The organism is Bradyrhizobium sp. (assembly GCF_049798375.1).
Taxonomy (GTDB): domain Bacteria; phylum Pseudomonadota; class Alphaproteobacteria; order Rhizobiales; family Xanthobacteraceae; genus Bradyrhizobium.
This window is the reverse complement of record NZ_JBARGP010000259.1, coordinates 1-22,798: the sequence shown is the minus strand read 5'-3', so window position 1 is coordinate 22,798 and position 22,798 is coordinate 1. Positions and strand designations below refer to the sequence as shown.

Sequence of the window (22,798 nt, the reverse complement as noted above, 5' to 3'; positions counted from 1 at the left end):
CCCGCGGCCTCGGCGAAATAGGCGCGCGCCTGCGCGCCGCCCGCGGCTCCCTGGGGCGCGTCGGCCATCGGATCGGGAATCGCCGTGGTGCCGCCGATCGCCGCCAGCCGGATCCGCTCATCGAGCGCCGTGGCGAGCCTCTGATCGGTGTGGCGGTAGAGCTCGAGTAGGCGCGCCTGCGTATCATCACTGGCTGGCAGCAGGCGCGGCGGCGCCCATGACATCACCTGCGCCTTGCCGCGCACGATCAGCGGTGTGACCTGGCCAACACCGAGCGCGCGGCTGTCGCGCAGATCGACCCGACCATCGGACTGCATCGCCAATAGTGCGCGATTGAGCCAGCCGGTATCGGTGGCGCCGGGACGCGCCAGCCCGCTCTCCAGCACGTCCTGGCCATCGAAATGCGAGCGCTCACGATAGGGCGTCGCCGCGGCATGGACGATCAGCGCCTGCTTGGCCTGATACATCCGGTGCAAATTCGGCATCGCCGGATTGAGCGCGAAGAAGCCGTCGAGCGGCAGTGCTGGCGGCTTACCGTCCAGCAGCAGCGCACGATCACCGCGCAGCGCGACCCAGTCGGGATCGCCGACCGGCGCCACCACACCGAGCCCGTCCAGTGCACCACGCAGCACGATCACGAGCAAACGAGGGTCGCGCCCTTCGGCGCGCGCCAGCCGCGGCATCTGGGTCCAGGCGAACAACGCGCCGGAGCCGAGCAGGAGCTCGCGCCTTGTGGGAAGGTGGAAATTGGCCATGGTCACCTCCTCTGGAATTCCGCCGCCATGAACAGCAGCGCCAGCGCCTGCTGGCGGCTTTCGGCGCGGCTGATCGTCTGTCTGAGGTCCGCCGACACGCAGCCTTCGAGCACGGTCTCGATGACATAGTCCGGATCGAGCTGACCCGCTTCGCGCTCGGCGACATTGTTGGCGATGTCGAGACGCCGGCCGATGCCGTCGATCCAGCTCGCCTCGTCGTCGGCAAATCCCTTCGGCGCCGGCGGTCGCCACAACCCTTCGCCGAGCAGGGCCTGCCCGCCGGTGTAGCGTTTGGGATCGACTGCGGTGATGCCGGCAGCGCGCACGATGCCGACCACCCATTCGCTCGGACGCTTCAGCTTGGCCGGCGGCATGGCCCAGGCTTCTGACGACGTGACCATCGTCCTGGCGATCTCCTTGAGATCGCCGGAGGTGTCGAGAAACACCTTCGCCATGCGCTCCACCAGCTCGGGAGGCGGCACGTCGGCGATGAAATGGCGGGCCATCTTGTCAGCCAGATGATGCGCGGTGGCCGGATGTGCGGCGAAGTCCCGCAGCACGGCACGTCCCTGCTCGACCCCTTCGTCGGCATAGCTCTTCCCCAGCACGGTCTGCGCGCCCGGCTCATGCAGGCGCGGATTGAAGCTGAACTCGCCGCCATGTTCGGGGTTGTCCGCCGGCGGCAGCCAGCTCCAGCCGGTCAGCACATTGGCGAAGCTGGTGACGTCGGCCTGGCTGTAGCCCGAGCGCACGCCGAGCGTATGCAGCTCCATGACCTCGCGCGCCATGTTCTCGTTGAGGCCGCGGGCGCGGTTGAGTCCGGCGGTCGAGTTCGCGCCCATCGAGCCGAGATTGTCGAGATAGTACAGCATCGCCGGATGGCCTTCCGCCGCGAGCGTGAGATCGACGAAGCGGCCGAGCACATGAGGCCGTATCGCCTCGCGCTCATAGGCGCCGGCCATGCTGCGGATGACGTCTGCCGAGACGCAGAAATGGTTGGACCAGAACCAGACCAGGCGTTCCGTGAAGCCGATCTCCGCAGTCAATGCCGCTTCGGTGCGAGCTCTCGCCTCGTCCAGATAGATCTTCTCCCGCGGATTCGGCACTTTGTCGGCGGCCGCCATCGCTTTTGCTTCAGCGTCATCGCCGGCCTTCTCGGGCGTCGCGGCAGCCATCATGGCCGCATTCGGCGAAGCCGACGCGCCCGCATCCGCCATCTGCGGTTGCTTGGCTTGATCCTGCTTGGCTTGATCCTGTTTGGCTTGATCCTGTTTGGCTTGCGCTTTCTTGGCCTGATCGTCGGCGCGCTTGGCTGCCCTGATCTTGGCCTGCCGCCTGTCATTGAACTCGGCGACCGTGCGCAGCGCCTGGCCGCTCGATGGCAGTGCCGATGCCGCCGCGAGCAGCGTCGACGGCCGGTCCAGTTCGGCCAACAGCGCGCCGCGCGGATCGCTGGCGATCGCCGCGATCGAGCCTGGCCGCGGCCCAAGGCCGAACCGGTTCAAGGCGAGCACGGCTTCAGCCTCTGCGGGATTGTTCATGGGCGCACCGAACGATCAGGGCGACGGCCGGGCGATACCCGCCGGCCTCCGCTGTTTGACGACCAGATGTAATGCTACATACCGTAGCATTTGAAGTTGAACCGTGCAAGCCGGAATGGAACGGCAGATGCGACACGACCGTCGTAGCGCACCGCGAGCCAGGTTAACAAACTCGCCGGGAGAGTGAAAATCAATTTCTCACTTATCAATAATTGTGCGACCCTTTCGCGCCGGCACGCGAGGGCTCGCACAGTCTCCGTGCTCATTGCGGGGGATCATCATGAACGATGCGGCCGCAGCGACGGTCGGGAGCAGCTCGGTGCTCTCGATCCTGCTGCTTTGCGGATTGATGGGACTGATCGGCCAAGGCGCACGCGCCGCGGTCGGCCTCAAGGCGATGACGATTGCCAACGCGCCGACGCATCAGGCCGAGTTCAACGCCGCTTATCTGGTGATCAGCCTGATGATCGGCTTCATTGCCGGCATCCTTGCGGGACTGTCGGTGGGCTTGAGCAATTTCGAGCACATCGATCTCAACCACATGACGTTCCTGCTCGGCATCGCGGCGGCCGGTTACGCCGGCACCGACTTCATCGAGAATTCGCTGTCGCTGTTCGTCCCCCCGGCACCGAAGCAGCCGGCCCAGCCGGTGGGTCCTCCCCTGTCGCTGCTGCCGCCGGACCACCGGCTCAGGCTGGCGTCGCAGTCCCGCAGCGATTGCCGCCCCAGCAGCCGGCGATCGCTCCGACCGCAGATGTCGTGCCGGGACTCACGACAGCGTTTCAGGAATGCGCACCACGTGTCGACACCGCCATCTGGGTGCCGGTGCTAAGCGCCGCGTTCGCGCGCTATGACTTCAACACCAACCGGCGCATGGCGGCGGCGATCGGGCAATTCCTGGTCGAGGGGGGACCGAGCTTCCGGGAGGTCGTCGAGGATCTGCGCTACACCACGGCCGCGCGCATCTGCCAGGTGTTTCCCGAGCAGTTTCCGACCGCCGACGTGGCCGAGAGCTGCGTCGACAATCCCGTGGCGCTGGCCAACCGCGCCTATGCCGGCAGAAACGGCAACGGTGACGAAGCCTCCGGCGACGGCTATCGATTCCGCGGCCGCGGCCTGATCCAGCTCACCGGTCGCACCATATATACCGAGTTCGGAACCCCGGTCGACATGACCGCCGAGCAGGCGGCCCGCTATTGCGAGACGCCGGCCGGTGCGGCGATGTCGGGCTGCTGGTATCTGGCCTCAAAAGGCTGCCTGCCGCTGGCAGATGTCTGGGCGCTGTCGCAGATCACGCGCAAGGTCAATGGTGCGGCGATGCTCGGCAACGCGCAGCGCATCGCCGATGCTGACGCGTTCCTGCAAGCGTTCGGCGGCTGATTGGCGATCGAACGATCAGTGCCCTGCCCGCGCCGCGCGCCGTGGCATCGTATCCGCGTCGTCGGCGCTCGCCGCCATCGGGATCGCCATCAGGATGGTCTGTCCACCAGATGCGATCTCGATGCCGCGTTCCTGGAAACGGCGCTTCATGCGGCGGTTGAATTCGCGCTGCACCGGCCAGCGGCCGGAATCGGTGCAGCGGATCTGGCCGACAATGGTCGCCATCGTCCCGTCGACCTTGTCGACGCCCCACAATTCCAGATCGCCGCGAATCGCCATCCGATATTCCGGTTCGCGGCGCATCTCGGCGACGATGTCCTTGAGGATATCGCCGGCGCGATCAGTGTCCTCCTTGTAGGCGACGCTGACGCTGACGGCCGCATTGCCGGCACCGCGGCTTGCATTGGTGATCGTGGTCACCGCGCTGAACGGCACGATATGCACCGCGCCGTCGCCGGCGCGCAGGCGGATGGTGCGAATTGAAACATTCTCCACCGTGCCCGACAGCCCGGCCACGTTGACGACGTCGCCGACCTGGACGCCATTCTCGATCAGCAGGAACAGGCCGGTGATCAAATCCTGCACCAGCTTCTGCGAGCCGAAGCCGATGGCGATGCCGACGATGCCGGCGCCGGCAAGCAGCGGCGCGACGTTGACGCCGATCTCGCTCAGCGCAGTCAGCCCGACCACGGTGACGATCACGCAGAGCAGCGCGGTGCGCAGCATCGGCTGAAAAGTCCGCAGCCGCGCCGCGCGCGCGAAGTGGCCGCCGCGCGACAGCGTGTCGATCTGGCGATCCATCAGCGCGTTGCTGATTTCCCAGACCGCCGCCGCCACGAAGGCCGCGATCGCGACGGTGGCGAAGGCCGACAGCAACCGGCTGCCGATCTGGCCGCCATAGAACCAGACGATGGCATCGACGCCCCAGACCTCCAGCACCGCGACGAGACCGATGAAGGCGATGATGCCGGCCACCATCCGGCGCAGCACCGGCAGATAACGGTTGGCGCGGGCTTCCAGTCCGGGGAAACGCTGCAGGATGTCGTGTGGGATCGAAAAGCCGCGATCGATCAGGCCGAGCGCCACCACCGTGACGAGGCGCGCGATCAGCACCACCGCGATGGTGCCGACGAAATATTGCAGCATCAGCGAGTAGCCGTTGCGGATGTTGAGCGCCCACACCGCCCACAACGCAATGTCGATCGCGATCGCAAGATAGTGCCACAGCGCGGCGGCACGGTTGCGCGCGCGGGCGGCAATGCCGACGCGCCCGGTCGGGGCGCGGATCAGGCCGGCGACCTGACGGCGGCATTGCAGGATGATCACGACAACAAACAGATGCACGACCAGCATCACCAGCCGCAGCAGGGCCCAATAGCCGGCGCGATGCAGGCCGAGCAGCAGGGCGACATTGGCAAAGCAGATGCCCGACACCGCGACCGCGACGATGCGGCGAGTCCAGATCTCGATATAGGCCGCGGTCTCGGCAGGGATTCGCAACAGGCCGAACGGCCCAAACAGGGCACGTACCGCGCAGATCAGCACGCGCGAAACGGCGTAGGCATTGACGACCGCAAGGATCACCAGCCGCGAGGTCGGCATGTCGCCGATCTCGGTGCCGAGCAGGCTGGTGGCAACGCCGACGAAAGCGAGCACCGGCAGCAGCTCCAACAGCAGCCGTCCGAGTACGAAGGGCAGCCTGATCAACGACTGCCAGAGGCGCGCGAGCGAGATCCGGCGCCGATGCGGCTCCGGCTCGGCGAGGATATCCGCTGCGGAGGATGGCGGATCGGCCATCGCCAATGCCGGCGCGGGCACGCGCGCGGCCCACGGCACGTGGCCCTCCAGATAGGCGAGCGGTCGCCCGATGAGACGGAAGATCAGCCATTCGACCGCGAGCGCGCAGGCGAGCACCAGCGCCAGCTTCCAGGCGGTATCGAGCAGTTGGCCATAGGCCGCGGGATCATTGGCGGTGCGCACGAACCACCAATAGAACGCCTTGAAATGCGTCAGCGTGCGCGCGACATCGGCGACCTGTTTCGAGATGTCGCTGACCTGCCCGGAGACCGTCAGCAGCAGCTGCGCGCCGAGGCTGTCGGCGGTGAGCGGAATGGCCGGCTTGTGCTCCGGCGCGGGCTGTTCCGGCGAATTGGGCTGTGCGGCTTGCGCCGGCGGCGTGGCGTTGGCGATCGCGCGCAACGTGTCGATCATCTGGGTGCGCTTGGCGTCGTCCTGCAGCGTGTCGAGCGCGCGCCGCGCCTGCTCGGGCGTGAGCGCATTGTTGGCAGGCACGGCAGTTGACGCTGGCGAAGCGCCGTTTTGCGCGAAGGCGGGAGGAATGAGCAGGCTTGCGACGAGGAGGATGGCAGAGAGCAGTCTGTGCGACACGAAGGCCTCATAAATCGGAGCACAGCGGCCGCTTCGAATCCTCAAGCGGCGCATGGCCATGCATCATGTCGGAGCGCGCCTTTTCGCCGAGATCGTGTGTCGGAAGTGTGCTGATGCAACGGCATTATCTTGGCATTTCCGCGCGACGCCTGAAGCTCACCTCATACGATTGCTGTTCACGGCCATTTGACCCATCCCATTTGAATCCATGAGGCCGGACGATTGTCCGGCCTCAGGTTCACGCATGTATCAGCTTCCGACCGCCGCCGCGTGCTGCGCCGCCAGCTCGGCGTCTTCAACGGTCACCTTCTTGAAGGCCGGCCGCGCGATCATGCGCTCGGTGTAGGCTGTGAACACATCGTTCTTCGGCACCAGCCCGAACATCATGGTCCAGTTCAAGGCGGTGCCCCACAGCACGTCGGCCGCCGTCATCCGCTCGCCGAGCAGATAGGCTCCTTTGCTGAGCTGCGCCTGCAGAGCGCCAAGCATGGTGTCGTAGTCGCCATAGGGCGACTGCGTGGCCGGTGCCGGCTCGCGCTTCATGGCGCGATCGATCAGCGCAGGCTCGAAGGACGAGCCGTAATAGCTGATCCAGCGCAGATAAGGCCCCCGCCTGACATCGTCGATGGCAGGCGTCAGTCCGGCCTGCGGAAACAGATCGGCCAGGTAGATGTAGATGGCGACCTGCTCGGTGACGAGCTGCCCGCGATGGCCGATCGCGGGCACCTTGCCGAGCGGATTGATGGCGAGATAGGCCGGCTTGCGCTGCTCGCCCGCCTTCATGTTGAGGACATGGAGATCGTAGGGAGCACCAAGCTCCTCCAGCAGCACGCGTGTGCCGCCGGCGCGGGTCTGCGGCGAGTAGTACAGCGTAATGCGATCGTCTCTGTTCATAGGCGCTTGGGTCATGGGCAGGTCCCCTCCTCTAGGACAGCACGCTTTTAAACCAGCATACCTGACATCCTGTGTCGGGTATGTTTTAACGACGATATGCGCGCCAGTCGCCTCCTCTCCATCCTCACCACCCTGCAGGCACGGGGCCGGGTCACTGCGCCCGAGCTGGCCGAGGCCTGCGAGGTCTCGGTGCGCACGATCTATCGCGATGTCGATGCGCTGTCGGCGGCCGGCATCCCGGTCTATGCCGAGCGCGGCGCGGGCGGCGGCTTTCGCCTGCTCGACGGCTATCGGGTGCGGCTGAACGGGCTGTCGCTGCCGGAAACCGATGCGCTATTCCTCGCAGGACTTCCGGGACCCGCCGCGGCGCTGGGGCTCGATGGCGCCATGAGCGCGGCGCAGGACAAGCTGGTCGCGGCGCTGCCGGCGGCCTTGCGCGAAAGTGCGACGCGGATGCAGGCGCGGTTTCATCTCGACGCGCCCGGCTGGTTCGGCGAGGCCGAGGAGCCGCAGCATCTGCGCGCCATCGCCGACGCGCTGCTCGCCGACCGCCTGATCGAGATCCGCTACCAGAGCTGGCGAGCCGAGAAGCGCCGGCGCGTGGCGCCGCTCGGCCTCGTGCTGAAAGGCGGCAACTGGTATCTCGCCGGCCGGGTCGGCGACGATGTCCGCACCTATCGCGTCGCCCGCATTCTCGATTGCGCCGTGCAGAGCGAGAGCTTCGCGCGATCCGCCGATTTCGATCTCGGAGCCTATTGGCGCAATGCGACCGAGCGGCTCGAGGCCGAGATGCATCCGCGCGAGGCGACGGTGCGGCTCTCACCGCTTGGCATCAGGCTGCTGGAGGCGTTGACCCAGCCTTATGTGAAAGCGCGGCTGCGCATCGCCGACGATGCGGATGCAAATGGCTGGCGCACCGCGACGATTCCGATCGGCACCACCGATTGGCACGCCGCCGCCGAGTTGCTGCGGCTCGGACCCGAGGCCGAGGTGCTGGCGCCGCAAGCGTTGCGTGCAAGGATGACGGAGCTGACGCAGACGATGGCCGAACGTTATCGCGCGAGTGCTCATTCTAACTAACGCTCCCGTTGCAAAATAACTTTCTCGCAACTTGGCCTCTTTCGAGGTGACGGCTTCGGCGCTAAGGTCTGGGGCACAAGGGGACAATAAACATATCGGGAGGATGACATGAGCACGTCTGTTGCGACGAACGATGCCGCGCATGCTCTGAGCTCGGATCGGCATCTCGCTGTTCGCGCGGGGCTGGTCGGCGGCCTGCTCTGCGGCGTGATCATCTGGATCTACGAGGCGATCGTCTGGGTCGGCGTGCAACAGCTGATGCCGCTCGCGGGCATTCCGCGCAACGCCGCCGGGCTGGTGTTCGGCAAGGGCGTGCAGGACGAGCTCGGCGCGATCTCGTATCTCGTCGGCACCGGGATTCATTTCGTCTTCGCGCTCGCCTGGGGCATCGTCTTCCGCTGATCTGGCCGAGCTTCCGCCGCCGCGGCTATGAGGCGACGTTCAATCCGATGGTGATCATCGGCGGCTTCATGTCGCATTTCTTCTATGCCGTACCGCTCGCGCTCTACGTCAAGCACCGGCTCGGATAAGCAGTCCTTTCACATCACGACCGGCTGATCCGGCAACTCGTTGCGCTGATCGGCCTGTGGCGGAAAGTGTCGCGCGAGCTCGCGCGACACCGCCGCGATGCCGTTGACGACGCCGTCCTCGAAACGACCGACACGGAACGCGGCTTCCATGTCGCGGCAGATCGCATCCCAGCCGGCCTGGCCGACCCGCGCATCGACGCCGCGATCGGCGACGATCTCGACATCGCGATCGGCGAGCAAAAGATAAATCAGGACGCCATTGTTGTGCGCGGTGTCCCAAATCCGCAAATGCGAGAAGACGTCCAGCGCGCGCTGCCGCGCCGGCTGGTTGCGGAATAGCGGCGCGCCGTCGAGCGCGCCTTCCACCACGAAGCGCACCTGCCCTGCATGCGTGGCCTCGCCGGCGTGAATCGCTTGCGCGATGCGATCGCGCACGGCAGGCGTGAAGATCCGCCGCACCTGCCAATGATGCTCGATCAGGTGCCGCGCAATGCGTCCAATGCCCATCACCAGCTCCCCGAGGCGCCGCCGCCGCCGAAGCTGCCGCCTCCGCCGGAGAAGCCGCCACTGTCGCTCGAACTGCTGCCGCTGCTCCAGCCGCCGGAGGAGGAGCCGCCGCCCACCCAGCCGCCGGAGCGGCCGCGGGTCGGCGGCCCCGAATTGTTGACGGCGTCCGCGAACATCGCGATCACGAAGCCAACAAGACCGACCAGGATCGCCGCGAGGGCCGAGCTGGCCACGATCCACGCGATCAAACCGAACAGGCCGCCGGTCGCCACCGAGCCGAGCAGCCGGCCGAGCATGGCGCGCAGGATGCCGCCGCCGATGATGGCGCCGATCAGCACGAAGGGCGCCAGCGATGTCATCGTATCCCAATTCAGATCCACGCCGTGTGAGGCCTGCGGCTGCGGCGCCGGCAACGGCTCGCCATTGGTGACCGCGATGATGCGGTCGACACCGGCATTGATGCCGCCGGCGAAGTCGCCGGTCCTGAACTTCGGCGTGATGATCTCGTCGATGATGCGCCGCGACGTCACATCGGTCAGGGCGCCCTCGAGGCCATAACCGACCTCGATCCGTAGCCTGTGATCGTTCTTGGCAACCACCAGCAGCGCGCCGTCATCCACCTTCTTGCGCCCGATCTTCCAGGCCTCGGCGACACGGATGGAAAACTGCGCGATGTCTTCCGGCTGCGTGGTCGGCACGATCAGCACCGCGATCTGGCTGCCCTTGCGGCGTTCCAGATCCGTCAGCTTCTGGTTCAGGGTGGCGATATCGCCGCTCGACAGCGTGTTGGTCTGGTCGACGACGCGCCCGGTGAGCTGTGGGATCGCTACCTCGGCCCGCGCACCAAATGCAAAGCATAGCAAAAATGCCGTGAACGCTGCTCGGAAGAAGACCATGAGATTGCCCAATGAAGCCTTCGGCGGTCCGGCGGGCACGGTTCTTACCTCGCCCCGCCTTCGGGGGCGCGACGAGCTTCGCTCGCGCTGTGAGGTCGTATTGCATCGTCAGATGCAATACGGGTGAGGGGGTACAGGTCTAACCGACTTAGACCGATTTCGCATCTGCCCCTCACCCCAACCCTCTTCCCGTGAAGAACGGGGACAGGGAGTGCACCGCCACCGCCAATACTGATCGACACTCTCCGCCTGCTAGCCATCCTACTTCGCCGGTGCCGGGCTTGGCGCATTAGGGCTTGGCACGTTGAAGTCGACCTTAGGCGCGGTCGAGATCTCGCGCTCATTGTCGACGGTGAAATTCGGCTTCTCCTTGTAACCGAACGCCATCGCGGTCAGATTATTCGGGAAGGTGCGGATGCCGATATTATACTCCTGCACCGACTTGATGTAGCGGTTGCGCGCCACCGTGATGCGGTTCTCGGTGCCTTCGAGCTGCGACATCAGGTCATGGAACAGCGCATCCGATTTGAGCTGCGGATAGTTCTCGGTGACGACCAGGAGCCTCGATAGCGCATTGGTCAGCTCGCCCTGCGCCGCCTGGAATTTCTGGAACGCGGCGGGGTCGTTCAGGAGCTCCGGCGTCGCCTGGATGCTGCCGACCTTGGCGCGGGCATTGGTGACGCCGAGCAGCACGTCCTTCTCCTGCTGTGCAAAGCCCTTCACCGAATTGACGAGGTTCGGCACCAGATCGGCGCGGCGCTGGTACTGGTTGACGACCTCGGACCAGTTGGCCTTGACCTGCTCGTCGTTGGTCTGGATCGCGTTGTAGCCGCAATTGGTCAGGCTCAACGTCGCCAGCGCCGCCAGCACGGTCAAAAATCTGCGCATCGCAATACCCCTTCGCGAATTGTCCGGATATCTATCAGCACAGTCCTGTTGAAGACGCAATGAGAGCCGTCGAACGGACGTGCGCCGCCTGGCGGCTCCCTTCGAGACGAACCAGTCGCTACGACGACTGGCGCAAGCCTTACAAGTCCAGAATCTGGCGCACCTTCTTGGACAACGCAGCAACGGTGAACGGCTTGCCAAGCAAGTCGACGCCTGGATCGAGCGTCCCGTTATGCACGATGGCGTTCCGGGTGTAGCCGGTCGTAAAGAGAGCCTTGAGCCTCGGATGAATCTGCCTTGCGCGATCGACGAGCTGGCGCCCGTTCATACCCCCCGGTAGCACCACGTCAGTGAAGATCAGATCGACATCTGCACGCTCCTGCAGCAGGTCGAGTGCCGTTCGCCCGTTGGCGGCTTCCAGCACCGTGTATCCGAGCTCTCTCAGCACACTCGTGCTGAATGCGCGAAGCGCATCATCATCCTCGACCACGAGGATACGCTCGGACCCTCGGTAGTAACCGCCTGCCTCTCTTTCGCCGGGCTGGAACGCCGCAAGCGCCGGGTTGGCGCGAGGCAAGTACAGCTTCACCGTGGTGCCGTGCCCGACCTCGCTGTAGATGCGAATATGTCCATGGCTCTGACGCAAAAATCCGTAGACCTGACTGAGGCCGAGCCCCGTCCCCTTGCCAATCTCTTTGGTCGTGAAAAACGGCTCGAAGACCTTGGATAACGTCTCCTTGTCGATGCCGTGGCCAGTGTCCGTCACGGCGATCATGACGTACTGGCCAGGATCCACCGGCTCGTCGAGAGACTCGACGTAAGCCTCGTCCAGGTGAGCATTTCCAGTCTCGATCGTGAGCCTGCCGCCGTTCGGCATCGCATCTCTCGCGTTCACGGAGAGGTTCACGATCGCGTTTTCGAGTTCGGCGGGATCGGCGACGGCATGCCAAAGGCCGGCGCCCGTGACCACCTCGAATGCAATGCTCTCGCCGATCGTTCGCTGCAGCAGGTCAGCGATACCCTTGATGAGCTGGTTGACGTCGATTGCCTTGGGGTCGAGAGCCTGTCGCCTGGCAAATGCGAGCAGCCGGGAGGTCAGGGTCGCGGCCCGCCGGGCGCCATGGAACGCCATTTCCCTGAGCCGGCTGAGCCGTGCGGTTTCGGGTGTCGCCGGCAGGCCGCGGAGCACGCGATCCATCGCATCGAGGCCGCCGATGATCACGGTTAGCAGATTGTTGAAGTCGTGCGCAACGCCGCCGGTGAGCTGGCCGATGGCTTCCATCTTTTGGCTCTGGCGCAAGGCCGCCTCGGCCTTCATCCGCTGCTCGAGCTCCGAGGCGATTCTCGCTTCAAGCGTGGCGTTGAGCTCCTGGAGCGCCTGGTTCGCGCGTTCCGCCTCCTGCTTGGCTTTCAGAAGCTCGGTTTCGTAGCGACGCCGGTCAGTCGCGTTGAAGACCGAAATCCGGATGAATTGAACCTCGCCGTTCTCGTTCTGCCGTTCCACCGCATTGACGAGGACGGGCATGCGCTCACCCGAGGCACGGACGAGATCGAGGGCGACTTCGTTGAACGTGCCTTGCATGCGCAACAGCGGCGCGAAATGCGTTTCGAAGTAGATGCGCCCGGGCAGCGTCAGCAGCTCCTGGAAACGCCTTCCGGCGAGATCGCCTTTGGAAAACCCTGTCCACGCGCAAAAAGTGGCGTTTGCCATGCTGATGCGTCCCTGCGGATCTGTAGCCAGGTATCCACAGGGAGCGTGCTCAAACAGGTCGGCGAAATCGCCGGAAACTGCTGATGTCTCGCTAGTGGACAAAGGAGCGGATCGCTTCGATGGTCTCTTCAGGAGCACTCAGGTTCGGACAGTGCCCCGTCGCCTGCATGACGACGAGACGGCTGTCAGGCATCTTCGCGTGCACGAACTCTCCGACGCAGACAGGTGCGATCACGTCGTCGCTGCACTGTAGGATAAGGCTTGGAGTTCCCACTTTCCCAAGGTCTGCGCGGTTATCCGACGTGAAGGTGGTCCGGGCGAAGTGCCTGGCGATCTCCGGGTCCGTCCTGCAGAAGCTGTTAGTCAGCTCCTCCGCGAGCTCCGGCCGATCGGAATTCCCCATGATGGCGGGAGCCATCGCGGTGGACCAACCCATGTGATTGCTCTCGAGAAACTCGAGCAGCTCCTCAATCTGCTGGCTGCTGAAGCCTCCACGATATCCCTCGTCGTCGATGTATCGTGGCGAAGGCCCAACGAGAATAAGCGCTTCGAACAGCTCCGGGCATTTATTAGCAGCAAGCACGCCAATCATGCTGCTGACGGAATGGCCGACGAAGATCGGCCTTTCCAGCGCGAGGTCCGTGCAAATTTCGATAACGTCGTCAGCGTAGCCGCCCAGATGGGAGTACTTTGTGCGGTCATAGGCTGACAGGTCAGATCGGCCCGCGCCAACATGGTCGAACAGAACAGTCCTGAACTCCTGCTCAAAGGCAGGCGCCACCAAGCGCCACATGTTCTGGTCGCAGCCAAATCCATGAGCGAAGATCATGGGACGGCTTCCGCTGCCGCTCACGACGACGTTGTTGCGCGCAAGAATACTCATACTGCCCTTTCGGCTCGTGAGGCATCCGACGGGCGCCTCAACAAGCCTGCTTGTAACATGGTCCGTAGCTTACATGCGAATACGCCGCGCGAACGTCTCGTGGAACCATGGGCGCAGCAACGCGTTCAATCGGGTTGGGGTGTGTTGGCGATCAATCCTCACGCCCGCGCCACCTTCACGTCGTGGATCGCCTTCCACACCTTCTGCGGCGTCAGCGGGGTCTGCAGGTTTTTGATGCCGAGCTCGAACAAGGCATCCATCACGCCGTTGGTGATGCAGGGCGGGCCGCCGATTGCGCCGGACTCGCCGCAGCCCTTGGCGCCGAGCGGATTGGTGCGGCACGGGGCGGCATCGTCGAGCGTGACTTCGATCGGGGGCACGTCGTCGGCGCGCGGAATGCAGTAGTCCTGATAGGTCGCGGTCAGCAATTGCCCGTCGGCATCATAGGAAACGCCTTCATACAGCGCCTGGCCGATGCCCTGCGCGACGCCGCCATGGATCTGGCCGGCCACCAGCATCGGATTGACGGCGATGCCGACGTCATCGACCGTGGTGTAGCGCACCACGCGGGTGACGCCGGTCTCGGGATCGATCTCAACCTCGCAGATATGTGTGCCGTTCGGCCAGCTCGGCCCGTCGACCTCGCCTTCGCTGTCGACCGAGAGCTTTGCGCCCTGCTCCTTCTGCGCGATATCGAACAGGCTGATGCGGCGGTCGGTGCCGACCACGGTGAGAACGCCGTCGCGATACTCGATGTCCTCGACCGAGGTCTCGAGCAGGTTCGAAGCCTTTTCACGGGCCTTGGTGATCAGGTCGTTCGAGGACACCGCGACCGCGGTGCCGCCGACGAACAGCGAGCGCGAACCGACGCTGCCGAAGCCGGTGGCCAGATCGGTGTCGCCCTGCACGACATCGATCTTGTCCATGGCAACGCCGAGCGACTCGGCGATCATCTGGGTGTAGGTGGTCGCCAGCCCCTGCCCCATCGCCATGGTGCCGGAATGCAGCACGACGCGGCCCTCCGCGGTCGCGTGCAGCGAGACCTTCTCGGTGTGAGCGCGACCGCCGGTCCACTCGATATAGGAGGTCAGGCCGCGGCCATAGAGCAGGCCCTTCTTCTTGGCCTCGCGCTTACGCGCGTTGAAGCCGTCCCAATCGGCCAGCTTGGAGGCACGCTCCATCATGTGTGCGAAGGCCCCGGAATCATACACTTGGCCCACTGCATTGGTGTAGGGCAGCTGCGCCGGCTTGATGTAGTTGACCTTGCGGATGGCGCGCGGATCCATGCCGATCTGGCGCGCAGCCGCATCGAACAGCCGCTCGACGATGAATACCGCCTCAGGCCGCCCCGCGCCGCGATAGGCGCCGACCGGCGCGGTGTGCGTCATCACCGTCTTGACCTCGAAATGCACCAGCGGCAGGTCGTAGACGCCGGTCTGCACGAACGGGCCCAGCACCAGCGGAATGATGTTGCCCGCACCGGACGAATAGGCGCCCGTGGCGCCGATCGAGCGCACGCGATAAGCCAGCACGCGCCCCCTCGCGTCGAGCGCGAACTCGGCGGTGGAGGTGAGATCGCGGCCATGGGTGCCGCCGAGAAATTCGTCCGTGCGCTCGCCGCGCCAGCGAACCTTGCGCTTCAGCTTGGTCGCGGCGTAGGCGACGATGCCGTCCTCGGGATAGAGGTTGGTCTTCTGGCCGAAGCCGCCGCCGATGTCGCCGACCAGCACACGCACGGACTCCTTCGGCCGCTTGAGCACGGCATCGGCCAGCACGTCGCGGGTCGAGGCCGGCGTCTGCGACTGCACATGCAGGATCAGGCGGCCGGTGTTTGGCTCGACCTCGGCGATGGTCGAGCGCGGCTCCATGGCGGAGGGGACCAGGCGCTGGCTCGCGATATCGAGCGAGACTTTATGCGCGGCATCGGCGAATGCCTCTTCGACCCTGGCGGGATCGCCATAGCTCATCGCAGCCACGATGTTGTCGGGCGCCTCGTGCCACACCGCCGGCGCACCTGGCTTGATCGCTTCGACGGGATCAGCGACCGCCGGCAGCACCTTGTAATCGACCTCGACGGCTTCCGCCGCGTTTTGCGCAATCGCGCGCGAGGTCGCGACGATGGCCGCCACCGCTTCGCCGGCGAAGCGCACGGTCTCGTGGGCGAGCAGGCGGCGCGGCGGCACCGTCATCGGCGAGCCGTCCGGCCGCTTGAAGATCGCGAGCGTCGGTATGGTGCCGATGTCGTCGGCCACCAGATCGGCGCCGGTGAAGATCGCCTCGACGCCGGCAATTGCGCGCGCCGCATTCGTGTCGATCGAGACGATCTGCGCATGCGCGTGCGGCGAGCGCAGCACGTGGAGCCAGAGCGCGCCGTCTTCCGGCTTGTCGTCGATGAAGTGCCCCTTCCCGGTGACGAGCCGCTGATCCTCCAGCCGCTTGACCGGCTGGCCCGCACCAAATCGCATGTTGTTGGGAAGAATGTTCATCGTCGTCCTTCACGTCCTATCGAAATGTGGCAGGCGTTTTAGCGGATTTGCCGGCCGAAACAACCGCTGCTGCCGTCATTCCGGGACGTCATGGAGTGACGGGCCGCGGAATGACGAGGTGGAGAGAGCCGGCCGCGGGCGAAAAGCGAACTCACCCCAGCCCCTGCAGCACCTCTTCCACCAGCTTGCGCTGCTCCGAAGTCAGCGCGGCCTGTGGCGGGATGGGGTCGCCGACGTCGTAGCCCTGGATGGACAGGCCCGCCTTGATGCAGGCGGCGAGATTGAAGCGGGCGAAGGCCTCGTTGACGCGCCACAGCTTCTTCTGCAGCGCCAACGCATCGTCCCAGCGCGACGCCTTGCAGAGATCATAGAGCTCGACGCTTTGCCGCGGGATGATGCAGGCGGGCCCAGCCATCCAACCATGACCGCCGATCAGCATCACCGCGGCGGGAATATGGGCCGAAGCCGAGAACACCTTGATGGCGTCGCCGCAACGATTGATGATCGAGAGCAGCCGGCCGGTATTGGTGGAGGCATCCTTGATGTAGCCGATGCGCGGGTGTTCAGCGAGGCTCGCGATCACGTCGAGCGAAAGATCCGAGCGCTGGAACTGCGGATTGGTGTAGATCACGACAGGGATCTCGACCGCGTCCGCGATGCTGCGGAAATAGGCTTCGACGCCGGCATCGCTGATCGGAAAATAGGCTTCGAGCACCGCGAGGATGCCGTCGGCGCCGCGCTTCTCATAGGCCTTGGCCTGCGCGACCGCGTCGGCGATCGCAGTCGACGCCACGCCGGCGATGACCGGCACGCGTCCTTTGGCGGCATCGATCGTGGCCTCGACCACCGTCATCCGCTGGCTCCGGTCGAGATAGGCGAATTCGCCGGTCGAGCCCAGCGGCGTCAGCCCATGCACGCCGGCCTTGATCAGGTCGTCGCAGAGCCGGCCGAGCACCGCGGTGCGGATGTTGCCATCCGCATCGACGGGCGAGACGAGGTAGGGAAACACACCGTGGAAATCAGCCATTTCATCGGTATAGCGGCCGGGCACCGCGCTCCGCAAGCGCAGCGGGCGACCGGGCCACGCGGAGGTCATCTACGGCTTGCGCGCCTTGATCCAGGCCGCAAGCTGCGGGACCGCGCGTCCCTTCAAATCGGCAGTGATCGCAATCGTCTCCAGCGCGCGGGCGACGGCGATGCGGCCACCGGCCGTCGACTGCGAGGGCTCGAAATGCGCAAGCTGGGTCGCATGCGCCTCGTCGTCGAAATTCGTCATCAGGTTCGGCACCATCTGGTCGCGAAAGCCCGGACCGAGCCGGGCCAGCAGCGCGTCGAAATTATCGCGCACGAACCGCCAGGCAAGCTCCGGCTGCTCGCCTGACGAGGCGACGGTGCCGATGATGGCACCCACGATCGTCACCGGGACTTCCGATGTCAGCGCCAATGCCAGACTGCGCGCCGCGAGCGCGGGGTCCTGTGCGCTTGCAGCCGCCAGATAGTAGCGCACGCGCTCGCTGGTCACCGTGCTGGCGCGCGCCAGCGTCAGCAATTGCTCATAGGTGCCGGTATCGGCCTTGAGGCCGACGACATGGCTCACGCTGTCGCGCAAGTTTGGCGCGAGCGTCTGCGGATCGGCAAGGAAACGCGCAAAACGCGCGCGCGCCTCGCCCAGGATGTCGGGGTCGCCGAGCTCGCCGAGCACGCGGATCAGCCGCGCACGCAGCAACGTATCGTCATCGTCGGCCGGGACGGTCTCGTGGCCCGCGCTGTCCCAACCGAGCCGGTCGAACACCGGACGTAGCCGCGCACGCGCATAGACGCGCTGCGCATCGCGCTCGGGCTCGCCGCGTGCCAGACGGTCGAGTGTCGCGAAGCTCGAGATCACCTGATCCCATACCGCGCGCTGGTCCTCAGTGCCGAGGTGCTCGACCAATCTGAGATATGACGCCATCTCCGTACGCCGCCCGACCACCATGGCCCAGCCATCGGTGAGCATGTTGAGCCGGTCCTCCGGCGCCATCTGGCCAAGTACCGCCGCGAGCGCCGCGCCGCTCCGCACGCCATAGCTGACGCGGTAGTAGCCGACATTGCCGACATTGAGCTTGAGCGGCGCGCCGCAGGTTCCGGCTGCGACGTTCGCGGCGCCGTCGAGCAGCAAGGCCGAGGCTGACGCGCTTGTGCCGACGGGCGCAAACGCAACCGGCAGTTTCCAGGGCACGGCCGGCAGGCTGTTCTCGTCGGAGGCGCCGGCGAAAGACCGTGCGGGGATGATCGCGAACCGGTCCAGCCGCAACGCAAGCTGTTGGACGCCGTCGCGGCAGTCGGTCTCGGCAATGACCAGCGGCACGCCGGCCTGCTCGGTGAACGGCGCCGCGATCGAGGCGACCGGCTTGCCGGTCGCCTGCTCCAGCGCCTGCCAGAGATCGGCGGTGGTGGTGTTCGCATAGGCATGCGCGGCCATATAGGCGCGGATGCCGTCGCGGAACGGCCGCTCGCCGAGATAGGCCTCCAGCATGCGGATGAAGGCCTGGCCCTTGCTGTAGGTGATACCGTCGAAGGCGAGCATCGCCTCGCTCTCGTCGGCCACCTTCTGCTGGATCGGATGCGAGGTGCGGCGGGCGTCGAGCGCCATCGCGAACTGCTTCTGGCCATAGCCATTGAGCCAGCTGCGCCATTGCGGATGGAAATGCTCGGCCGCCTTTTCCTGCATCCAGCTCGCAAAGCCCTCGTTGAGCCAGAGATTGTCCCACCAGCCCATGGTGACGAGATCGCCGAACCATTGATGCGCCATCTCGTGAGCGACGATGCTGAAGATGTCGCGCCGATGCGTAGCGGAATCCGCGGCCGGATCGAACAGCAACCGGCTTTCAAAGAAGGTGATACCGCCCCAGTTCTCCATGGCGCCGCCATAGCCGCCGGGCACCGCGATCAAATCGAGCTTCGGCAGCGGAAAATTCGCGCCGAAATAGTCGTTGTAATAGCCGAGCAGCTTCACGGCTTCGTCCAGCGCGAAGCGGCCGTTGTCGCTCTTGCCCCGGGTCGTCACCACGCCGACCTTGACGCCGCCTGCGTCTGCGGTGATCCGCTCCAATTCGCCGGCCGTGAGCACGAACAGATAGCTCGACATCTTCGGCGTCGGCGCGAAGCTGATCCGCTTGTGGTCCGGCGCCGCCTGCTCCTCGCTCGCAACCGGCATGTTGGACACGGCCATGAACGATCGCGGCACGGTCACGGTCAGCTTGAAACTCGCCTTGAAGGCCGGCTCGTCCCAGCAGGGAAAGATCCGCCGCGCATCGGTGGCTTCGAGCTGGCTCGAGATCATGCGCTTGGTGCCTTGCCCGGTCGGATAGTCGACGAAGAACAGGCCGCGGTCGAACGGGTTGATCTTCGCCGTGAAGCGCAGGCTCAGGCGGTGTGCGCCCGCGGGCAGCGCTTGCGGAAACGACAACGTCGCGGTCTCCGCCGCGGCATCGAGCGCGACGGCGGCGCGCTGCACGCCCTCGTCCACCCCAGCCTCGCCGATCGCCATGTTCACCGCGTTGAGCGTGATCTGCGCCGTGGGCTGGCGCAGCTCGATCTCCACGGTCTCGCGGCCCGCGATCGTCAGCTGGTCCAGATCGGGCGCAAGATCGATGTCGTAGCGCACCGGCACGACCGTCTTCGGCAGCTTGCCCGGGGTCGCGTCGAACGAGAACAGCGGCTCTGCCGCAAGCGGAACCGGCAGCAGCATCGTCAGCAGCACGATGATGCCGAGCCGCGCGCCACGCGGCCACAATGACGACATGGAAGCTTCCCCGCTCAGCACCAATTGCTCCGCCCGTCGCTCGCCGCATCCATCCCGGCCGGGATTATCGTTGCCAATGATAGCGCGGGTTCGGCACGCAGATAAGACGGTTCCAATCCAGACCGGTCATCTCGGCGTGATTGTTCCGCAACACCCACCCGGTTTACCGGCGCGTTAACCTTAATTCTTAAAACCTGTTTCAAACTTTCCGTTCACCGTGATTGTGACGCAGCGACGCTCGTCCGGTGAGAGCGCGAAAGCAATCATGGGTTGTATGTTCTCGATGCCTGGCGCACGCGCGCATCGGCAAAGGGGCATCGGCACCGTGGGTTTGGATGACGGCAAGGCGACAGAAATGGCCCCAACTCCGCGCAATTCAGTCATTTTTCCGCCCTACTGGATCAGCATGATCCGGCGTGTAGATAGTGTGTTAGTAAGCGTGCTCCAGCGTAAATTCGCGGCGGGAATTTCGATCGGACACGAGAGGACCCTGCGGCGAGAGCGACGATGAAGACGCTTTACGATTTGCTCGGAGCTCTTCCGGACGACGATGCTGAAGAGCTGAGGTCTGCGTTCCGCAAGGCCGTCAAGAGCACCCACCCCGACGTCAAGCCTGGCGACGCCGATGCAGCGCTGCGTTTTCGTGAAATCGTACGCGCCAACGACATCCTGAGCGATCGCGATCAGCGGGCAGCCTATGATCATCTCCTGGAGCTCGCGCGCCAGGAGCAGCAACAGGAAGCGAAGCGCGCAGCCGCGGCAAAGGTGCATAAGGCCGCCTCCGGCGTGATTGCAATCGCCGGCGCAGCCGTGACGACGATCGCCGGCTATCTGCTGTTCATGCACGTGTCTGCCGCTTCCGTTGCGCCGCTCAAGCCGACCCTCGTTGCGATCGACAGGATCAAGATCATGCCGGCGACGGCGAAGCTGGTCGATGTTGCGGTCGGCATGCCGGACCCCGCCACTGCTGCGTCGGCGGATGCGGCCGACGTCGAGACGGTCGGAAGCCTGCCGCAGAAGCTGGCGCAGCCGGACGCAATCGAGCAGACCGACGCGATCAATGCAGCGGATGACGAGTCTCGCGCTTCTTGCGCATCGTCAGGCAATGGCTGCGCGGCGCCGACCACGGTGGCGCTCGCCAGCGCGCCGGCGGCAGCTGGCACGCCTTCGAGCAACGACGCCAGATTCTACCGCGACCGCGGCATGGCCTCATATCGCAAGGGCGATCTGGCCGCCGCCGTCGCCGATCTCGATCTCGCCATCCAGCTCGATCCGAAATTCTCGGACGCCTATGTGGACCGCGGTCTCGTGCTCTATCGGCAACACAAATTCGACCGCGCCTTCGCCGACGTCGCCAGCGCCAAGCGGATCGCAAAGACGAACCGCGCGGTGATGGACGCCATGGCGCGCAAGCAGTCGCTGCATCCGCTGAAGCTCGATCCGCCGAAACTGACGCGGGTATCGCAGCGGCGTACCTCACTGACGGACTGACCGGGAATTCCCGGTCTCCGGCATTGAGCGGGCTGACACAGCTCCTGCCTCCTGCATGAGATCGACTGTGCGCTCTACGCTGTCAAGCGCGCGGGCGGCGGCAATTGCACCTGGGCCGAAGCGGCGAAGCTACGTCGCGTCGGCTAACCTGCCGGGCTGACAGCTGCGACATTTTTGCGCCGCAGGGCCGCCATGCATCGCGCGAGATTGTATGGTCGGCGCAAATCCTGCAGTTCTCGCTCCCGAAAATAACATTGAAGAATTTTCGGGAGACGAAATGCTGAAGGTTACGATTTCATCCGCCAGGATCTTGTTGCTGGGCGCCGCCGTTCTATGCGCGAGCAGCGCGGTGCGCGCCGAAGACGGCGTGCTGCGGGTCGGCATCATCACTGACATGAGCGGACAATATGCCGATGGCAACGGCACCGGCTCGGTAATATCGGCGCAGATGGCTGCCGAGGAGATCGGCGGCACGGTCGCCGGACGCAAGATCGAGATCATCTCGGCCGATCACCAGAACAAGCCCGACGTCGCCGTCGGCATCGTGCGCAACTGGATCGACAACAAAGGCATCGACGTCATTGCCGAGGGCGTCAATTCCGCCGTCGCGCTGGCAATCCAGAACGTCACCCGCGAGAAGAAGAAGATCTTCCTGATCTCGGGTTCCGGCTCCTCAGACCTGACCGGCAAGCAGTGCTCGCCGACCTCGGTGCAATGGACCTACGACACCTACGCCTCGTCGAACGCCACCGCCAAGGCGGTAGTGGCGCGCGGTGGCACGCCGTGGTTCTTCCTCACAGCGGACTATGCCTTCGGCCAGGCGCTGGAGCGCGACGCTACCAAGGCGGTCAATGCGGCCGGCGGCAAGGTGCTCGGCGCCGTGCGCCATCCGTTCGACACGGCTGACTTCTCGTCCTTCCTGCTGCAGGCGCAGTCCTCCGGCGCCAAGGTGCTGGCGCTCGCCAATGCGGGCTCCGACTTCCGCAATGCCGTGGCGCAGGCCGATGAGTTCAACATCCGGAGCACGATGCAGGTGGTGGCGCTGCAGGTGACCTTGACCGACGTCCCCGCGCTCGGGCTTGCGCATGCGCACGATTTGCTGTTCACAGACTCGTTCTACTGGGACCGCACGCCGGAGACGCGCGTCTTCGCCAACGAATTCTTCAAGCGCCACGGCGCGATGCCGACCGCCTATCAGGCCGGCGTCAACTCGGCGCTGCGGCACTATTTCAAGGCGGTGGCGGCGACCAATTCGGTTGAGACCGAGACCGTGATGGCGCAGATGCGCAAGACCCCGGTCAACGACTTCTTCGCGCAAAACGGCGTGGTCCGCGAGGACGGCCGCATGGTGCACGACATGTACCTGATGCGGATCAAGAAGCCGGAGGAATCCAAGAGCAAGTGGGACCTCTACGAATACCAGACCACCGTCCCCGGCGACCAGGCGTTCCGCCCGCTGGCGGAAGGCGGCTGTCCGTATATCAAGAACTGATAGCTTTACCTCATCGCTGTCTCGACAATCTCGCTGCACCCTCTCCCCTTGCGGGAGAGGGTGGCAATATCGAACGTAGTGAGATGAAGCCG

General features: G+C 65.1%; 18 protein-coding genes. 6 read left to right on the top strand and 12 right to left on the bottom strand.

Annotation, left to right across the window (positions count from 1 at the left end):
• A partial coding sequence (locus tag WA702_RS11105; protein WP_425110563.1) for a DUF1501 domain-containing protein occupies positions 1-755 on the bottom strand: 755 nt, incomplete at its 3' end.
• 2 nt (positions 756-757) lie between these two features.
• Entirely contained in the window at positions 758-2,296 is a 1,539-nt protein-coding gene (locus WA702_RS11100; RefSeq protein ID WP_425110562.1) for a DUF1800 domain-containing protein, read from the bottom strand.
• Positions 2,297-2,576: 280 nt separating this feature from the next.
• Here WA702_RS11100 and WA702_RS11095 point away from each other — a divergent pair, with 280 nt between their 5' ends.
• Both WA702_RS11095 and WA702_RS11090 read left to right on the top strand, forming a co-directional pair.
• Complete coding sequence (locus WA702_RS11095; RefSeq protein WP_425110561.1) at positions 2,577-3,128, top strand: hypothetical protein; 552 nt, start codon at positions 2,577-2,579, stop codon at positions 3,126-3,128.
• Entirely contained in the window at positions 3,116-3,676 is a 561-nt protein-coding gene (locus WA702_RS11090) for a glycoside hydrolase family 19 protein (RefSeq protein ID WP_425110560.1), read from the top strand. Before WA702_RS11095 ends, WA702_RS11090 begins: the two co-directional genes overlap by 13 nt.
• 15 nt (positions 3,677-3,691) lie before the next feature.
• On the opposite strand, the gene WA702_RS11085 is transcribed toward WA702_RS11090, so the two are convergent.
• On the bottom strand, positions 3,692-6,064 hold the full coding sequence (locus tag WA702_RS11085) for a mechanosensitive ion channel domain-containing protein (RefSeq protein WP_425110559.1): 2,373 nt from the start codon (positions 6,062-6,064) through the stop codon (positions 3,692-3,694).
• A gap of 249 nt (positions 6,065-6,313) precedes the next feature.
• Positions 6,314-6,958: a glutathione S-transferase family protein gene (locus WA702_RS11080; RefSeq protein ID WP_425110565.1), complete on the bottom strand. Its 645-nt coding sequence runs from the start codon at positions 6,956-6,958 to the stop codon at positions 6,314-6,316.
• Between the two features lie 96 nt (positions 6,959-7,054).
• On the opposite strand from WA702_RS11080, the gene WA702_RS11075 reads away from it, so the two are divergent.
• Positions 7,055-8,038, top strand: coding sequence for a helix-turn-helix transcriptional regulator (locus tag WA702_RS11075; RefSeq protein ID WP_425110557.1), 984 nt, complete (start codon positions 7,055-7,057; stop codon positions 8,036-8,038).
• 108 nt (positions 8,039-8,146) lie between these two features.
• Entirely contained in the window at positions 8,147-8,440 is a 294-nt protein-coding gene (locus tag WA702_RS11070) for a hypothetical protein (RefSeq protein ID WP_425110556.1), read from the top strand.
• 137 nt (positions 8,441-8,577) lie between these two features.
• Here the strand turns inward: WA702_RS11070 and WA702_RS11065 are convergent, their stop codons facing one another.
• From WA702_RS11065 to WA702_RS11030, 8 genes are all read right to left on the bottom strand, one after another.
• Positions 8,578-9,075, bottom strand: a complete 498-nt coding sequence (locus tag WA702_RS11065; RefSeq protein ID WP_425110555.1) for a TPM domain-containing protein — start codon at positions 9,073-9,075, stop codon at positions 8,578-8,580.
• Complete coding sequence (locus WA702_RS11060; RefSeq protein ID WP_425110554.1) at positions 9,075-9,971, bottom strand: TPM domain-containing protein; 897 nt, start codon at positions 9,969-9,971, stop codon at positions 9,075-9,077. The genes WA702_RS11065 and WA702_RS11060 overlap by 1 nt, the downstream gene beginning before the upstream one ends.
• Positions 9,972-10,232: 261 nt before the next feature.
• Positions 10,233-10,859, bottom strand: a complete 627-nt coding sequence (locus WA702_RS11055) for a LemA family protein (RefSeq protein WP_425110553.1) — start codon at positions 10,857-10,859, stop codon at positions 10,233-10,235.
• Positions 10,860-10,998: 139 nt separating this feature from the next.
• Positions 10,999-12,708 carry an ATP-binding protein gene (locus WA702_RS11050; protein ID WP_425110552.1) on the bottom strand — a complete coding sequence of 570 codons (1,710 nt, stop codon included), beginning with the start codon at positions 12,706-12,708 and terminating at the stop codon, positions 10,999-11,001.
• A complete protein-coding gene (locus WA702_RS11045) occupies positions 12,662-13,453 on the bottom strand; it encodes an alpha/beta fold hydrolase (RefSeq protein ID WP_425110551.1) in 792 nt (263 codons plus the stop codon). The genes WA702_RS11050 and WA702_RS11045 overlap by 47 nt, the downstream gene beginning before the upstream one ends.
• Positions 13,454-13,611: 158 nt before the next feature.
• Positions 13,612-15,939, bottom strand: a complete 2,328-nt coding sequence (locus tag WA702_RS11040; protein WP_425110550.1) for a xanthine dehydrogenase family protein molybdopterin-binding subunit — start codon at positions 15,937-15,939, stop codon at positions 13,612-13,614.
• A gap of 151 nt (positions 15,940-16,090) precedes the next feature.
• On the bottom strand, positions 16,091-16,966 hold the full coding sequence (locus tag WA702_RS11035; protein WP_425110564.1) for a dihydrodipicolinate synthase family protein: 876 nt from the start codon (positions 16,964-16,966) through the stop codon (positions 16,091-16,093).
• Positions 16,967-17,035: 69 nt separating this feature from the next.
• The gene (locus WA702_RS11030) at positions 17,036-19,723 is read right to left on the bottom strand and encodes a M1 family metallopeptidase (protein ID WP_425110549.1); all 2,688 of its coding nucleotides are present in this window, start codon (positions 19,721-19,723) and stop codon (positions 17,036-17,038) included.
• Between the two features lie 507 nt (positions 19,724-20,230).
• Between WA702_RS11030 and WA702_RS11025 the strand changes: the two genes are divergently transcribed.
• Together WA702_RS11025 and WA702_RS11020 are read left to right on the top strand one after the other, a co-directional pair.
• Positions 20,231-21,214, top strand: coding sequence for a DnaJ domain-containing protein (locus WA702_RS11025; RefSeq protein ID WP_425110548.1), 984 nt, complete (start codon positions 20,231-20,233; stop codon positions 21,212-21,214).
• A 277-nt stretch (positions 21,215-21,491) separates the two neighbouring features.
• Positions 21,492-22,706 carry an ABC transporter substrate-binding protein gene (locus WA702_RS11020; protein WP_425110547.1) on the top strand — a complete coding sequence of 405 codons (1,215 nt, stop codon included), beginning with the start codon at positions 21,492-21,494 and terminating at the stop codon, positions 22,704-22,706.
• Positions 22,707-22,798: the final 92 nt, after the last annotated feature.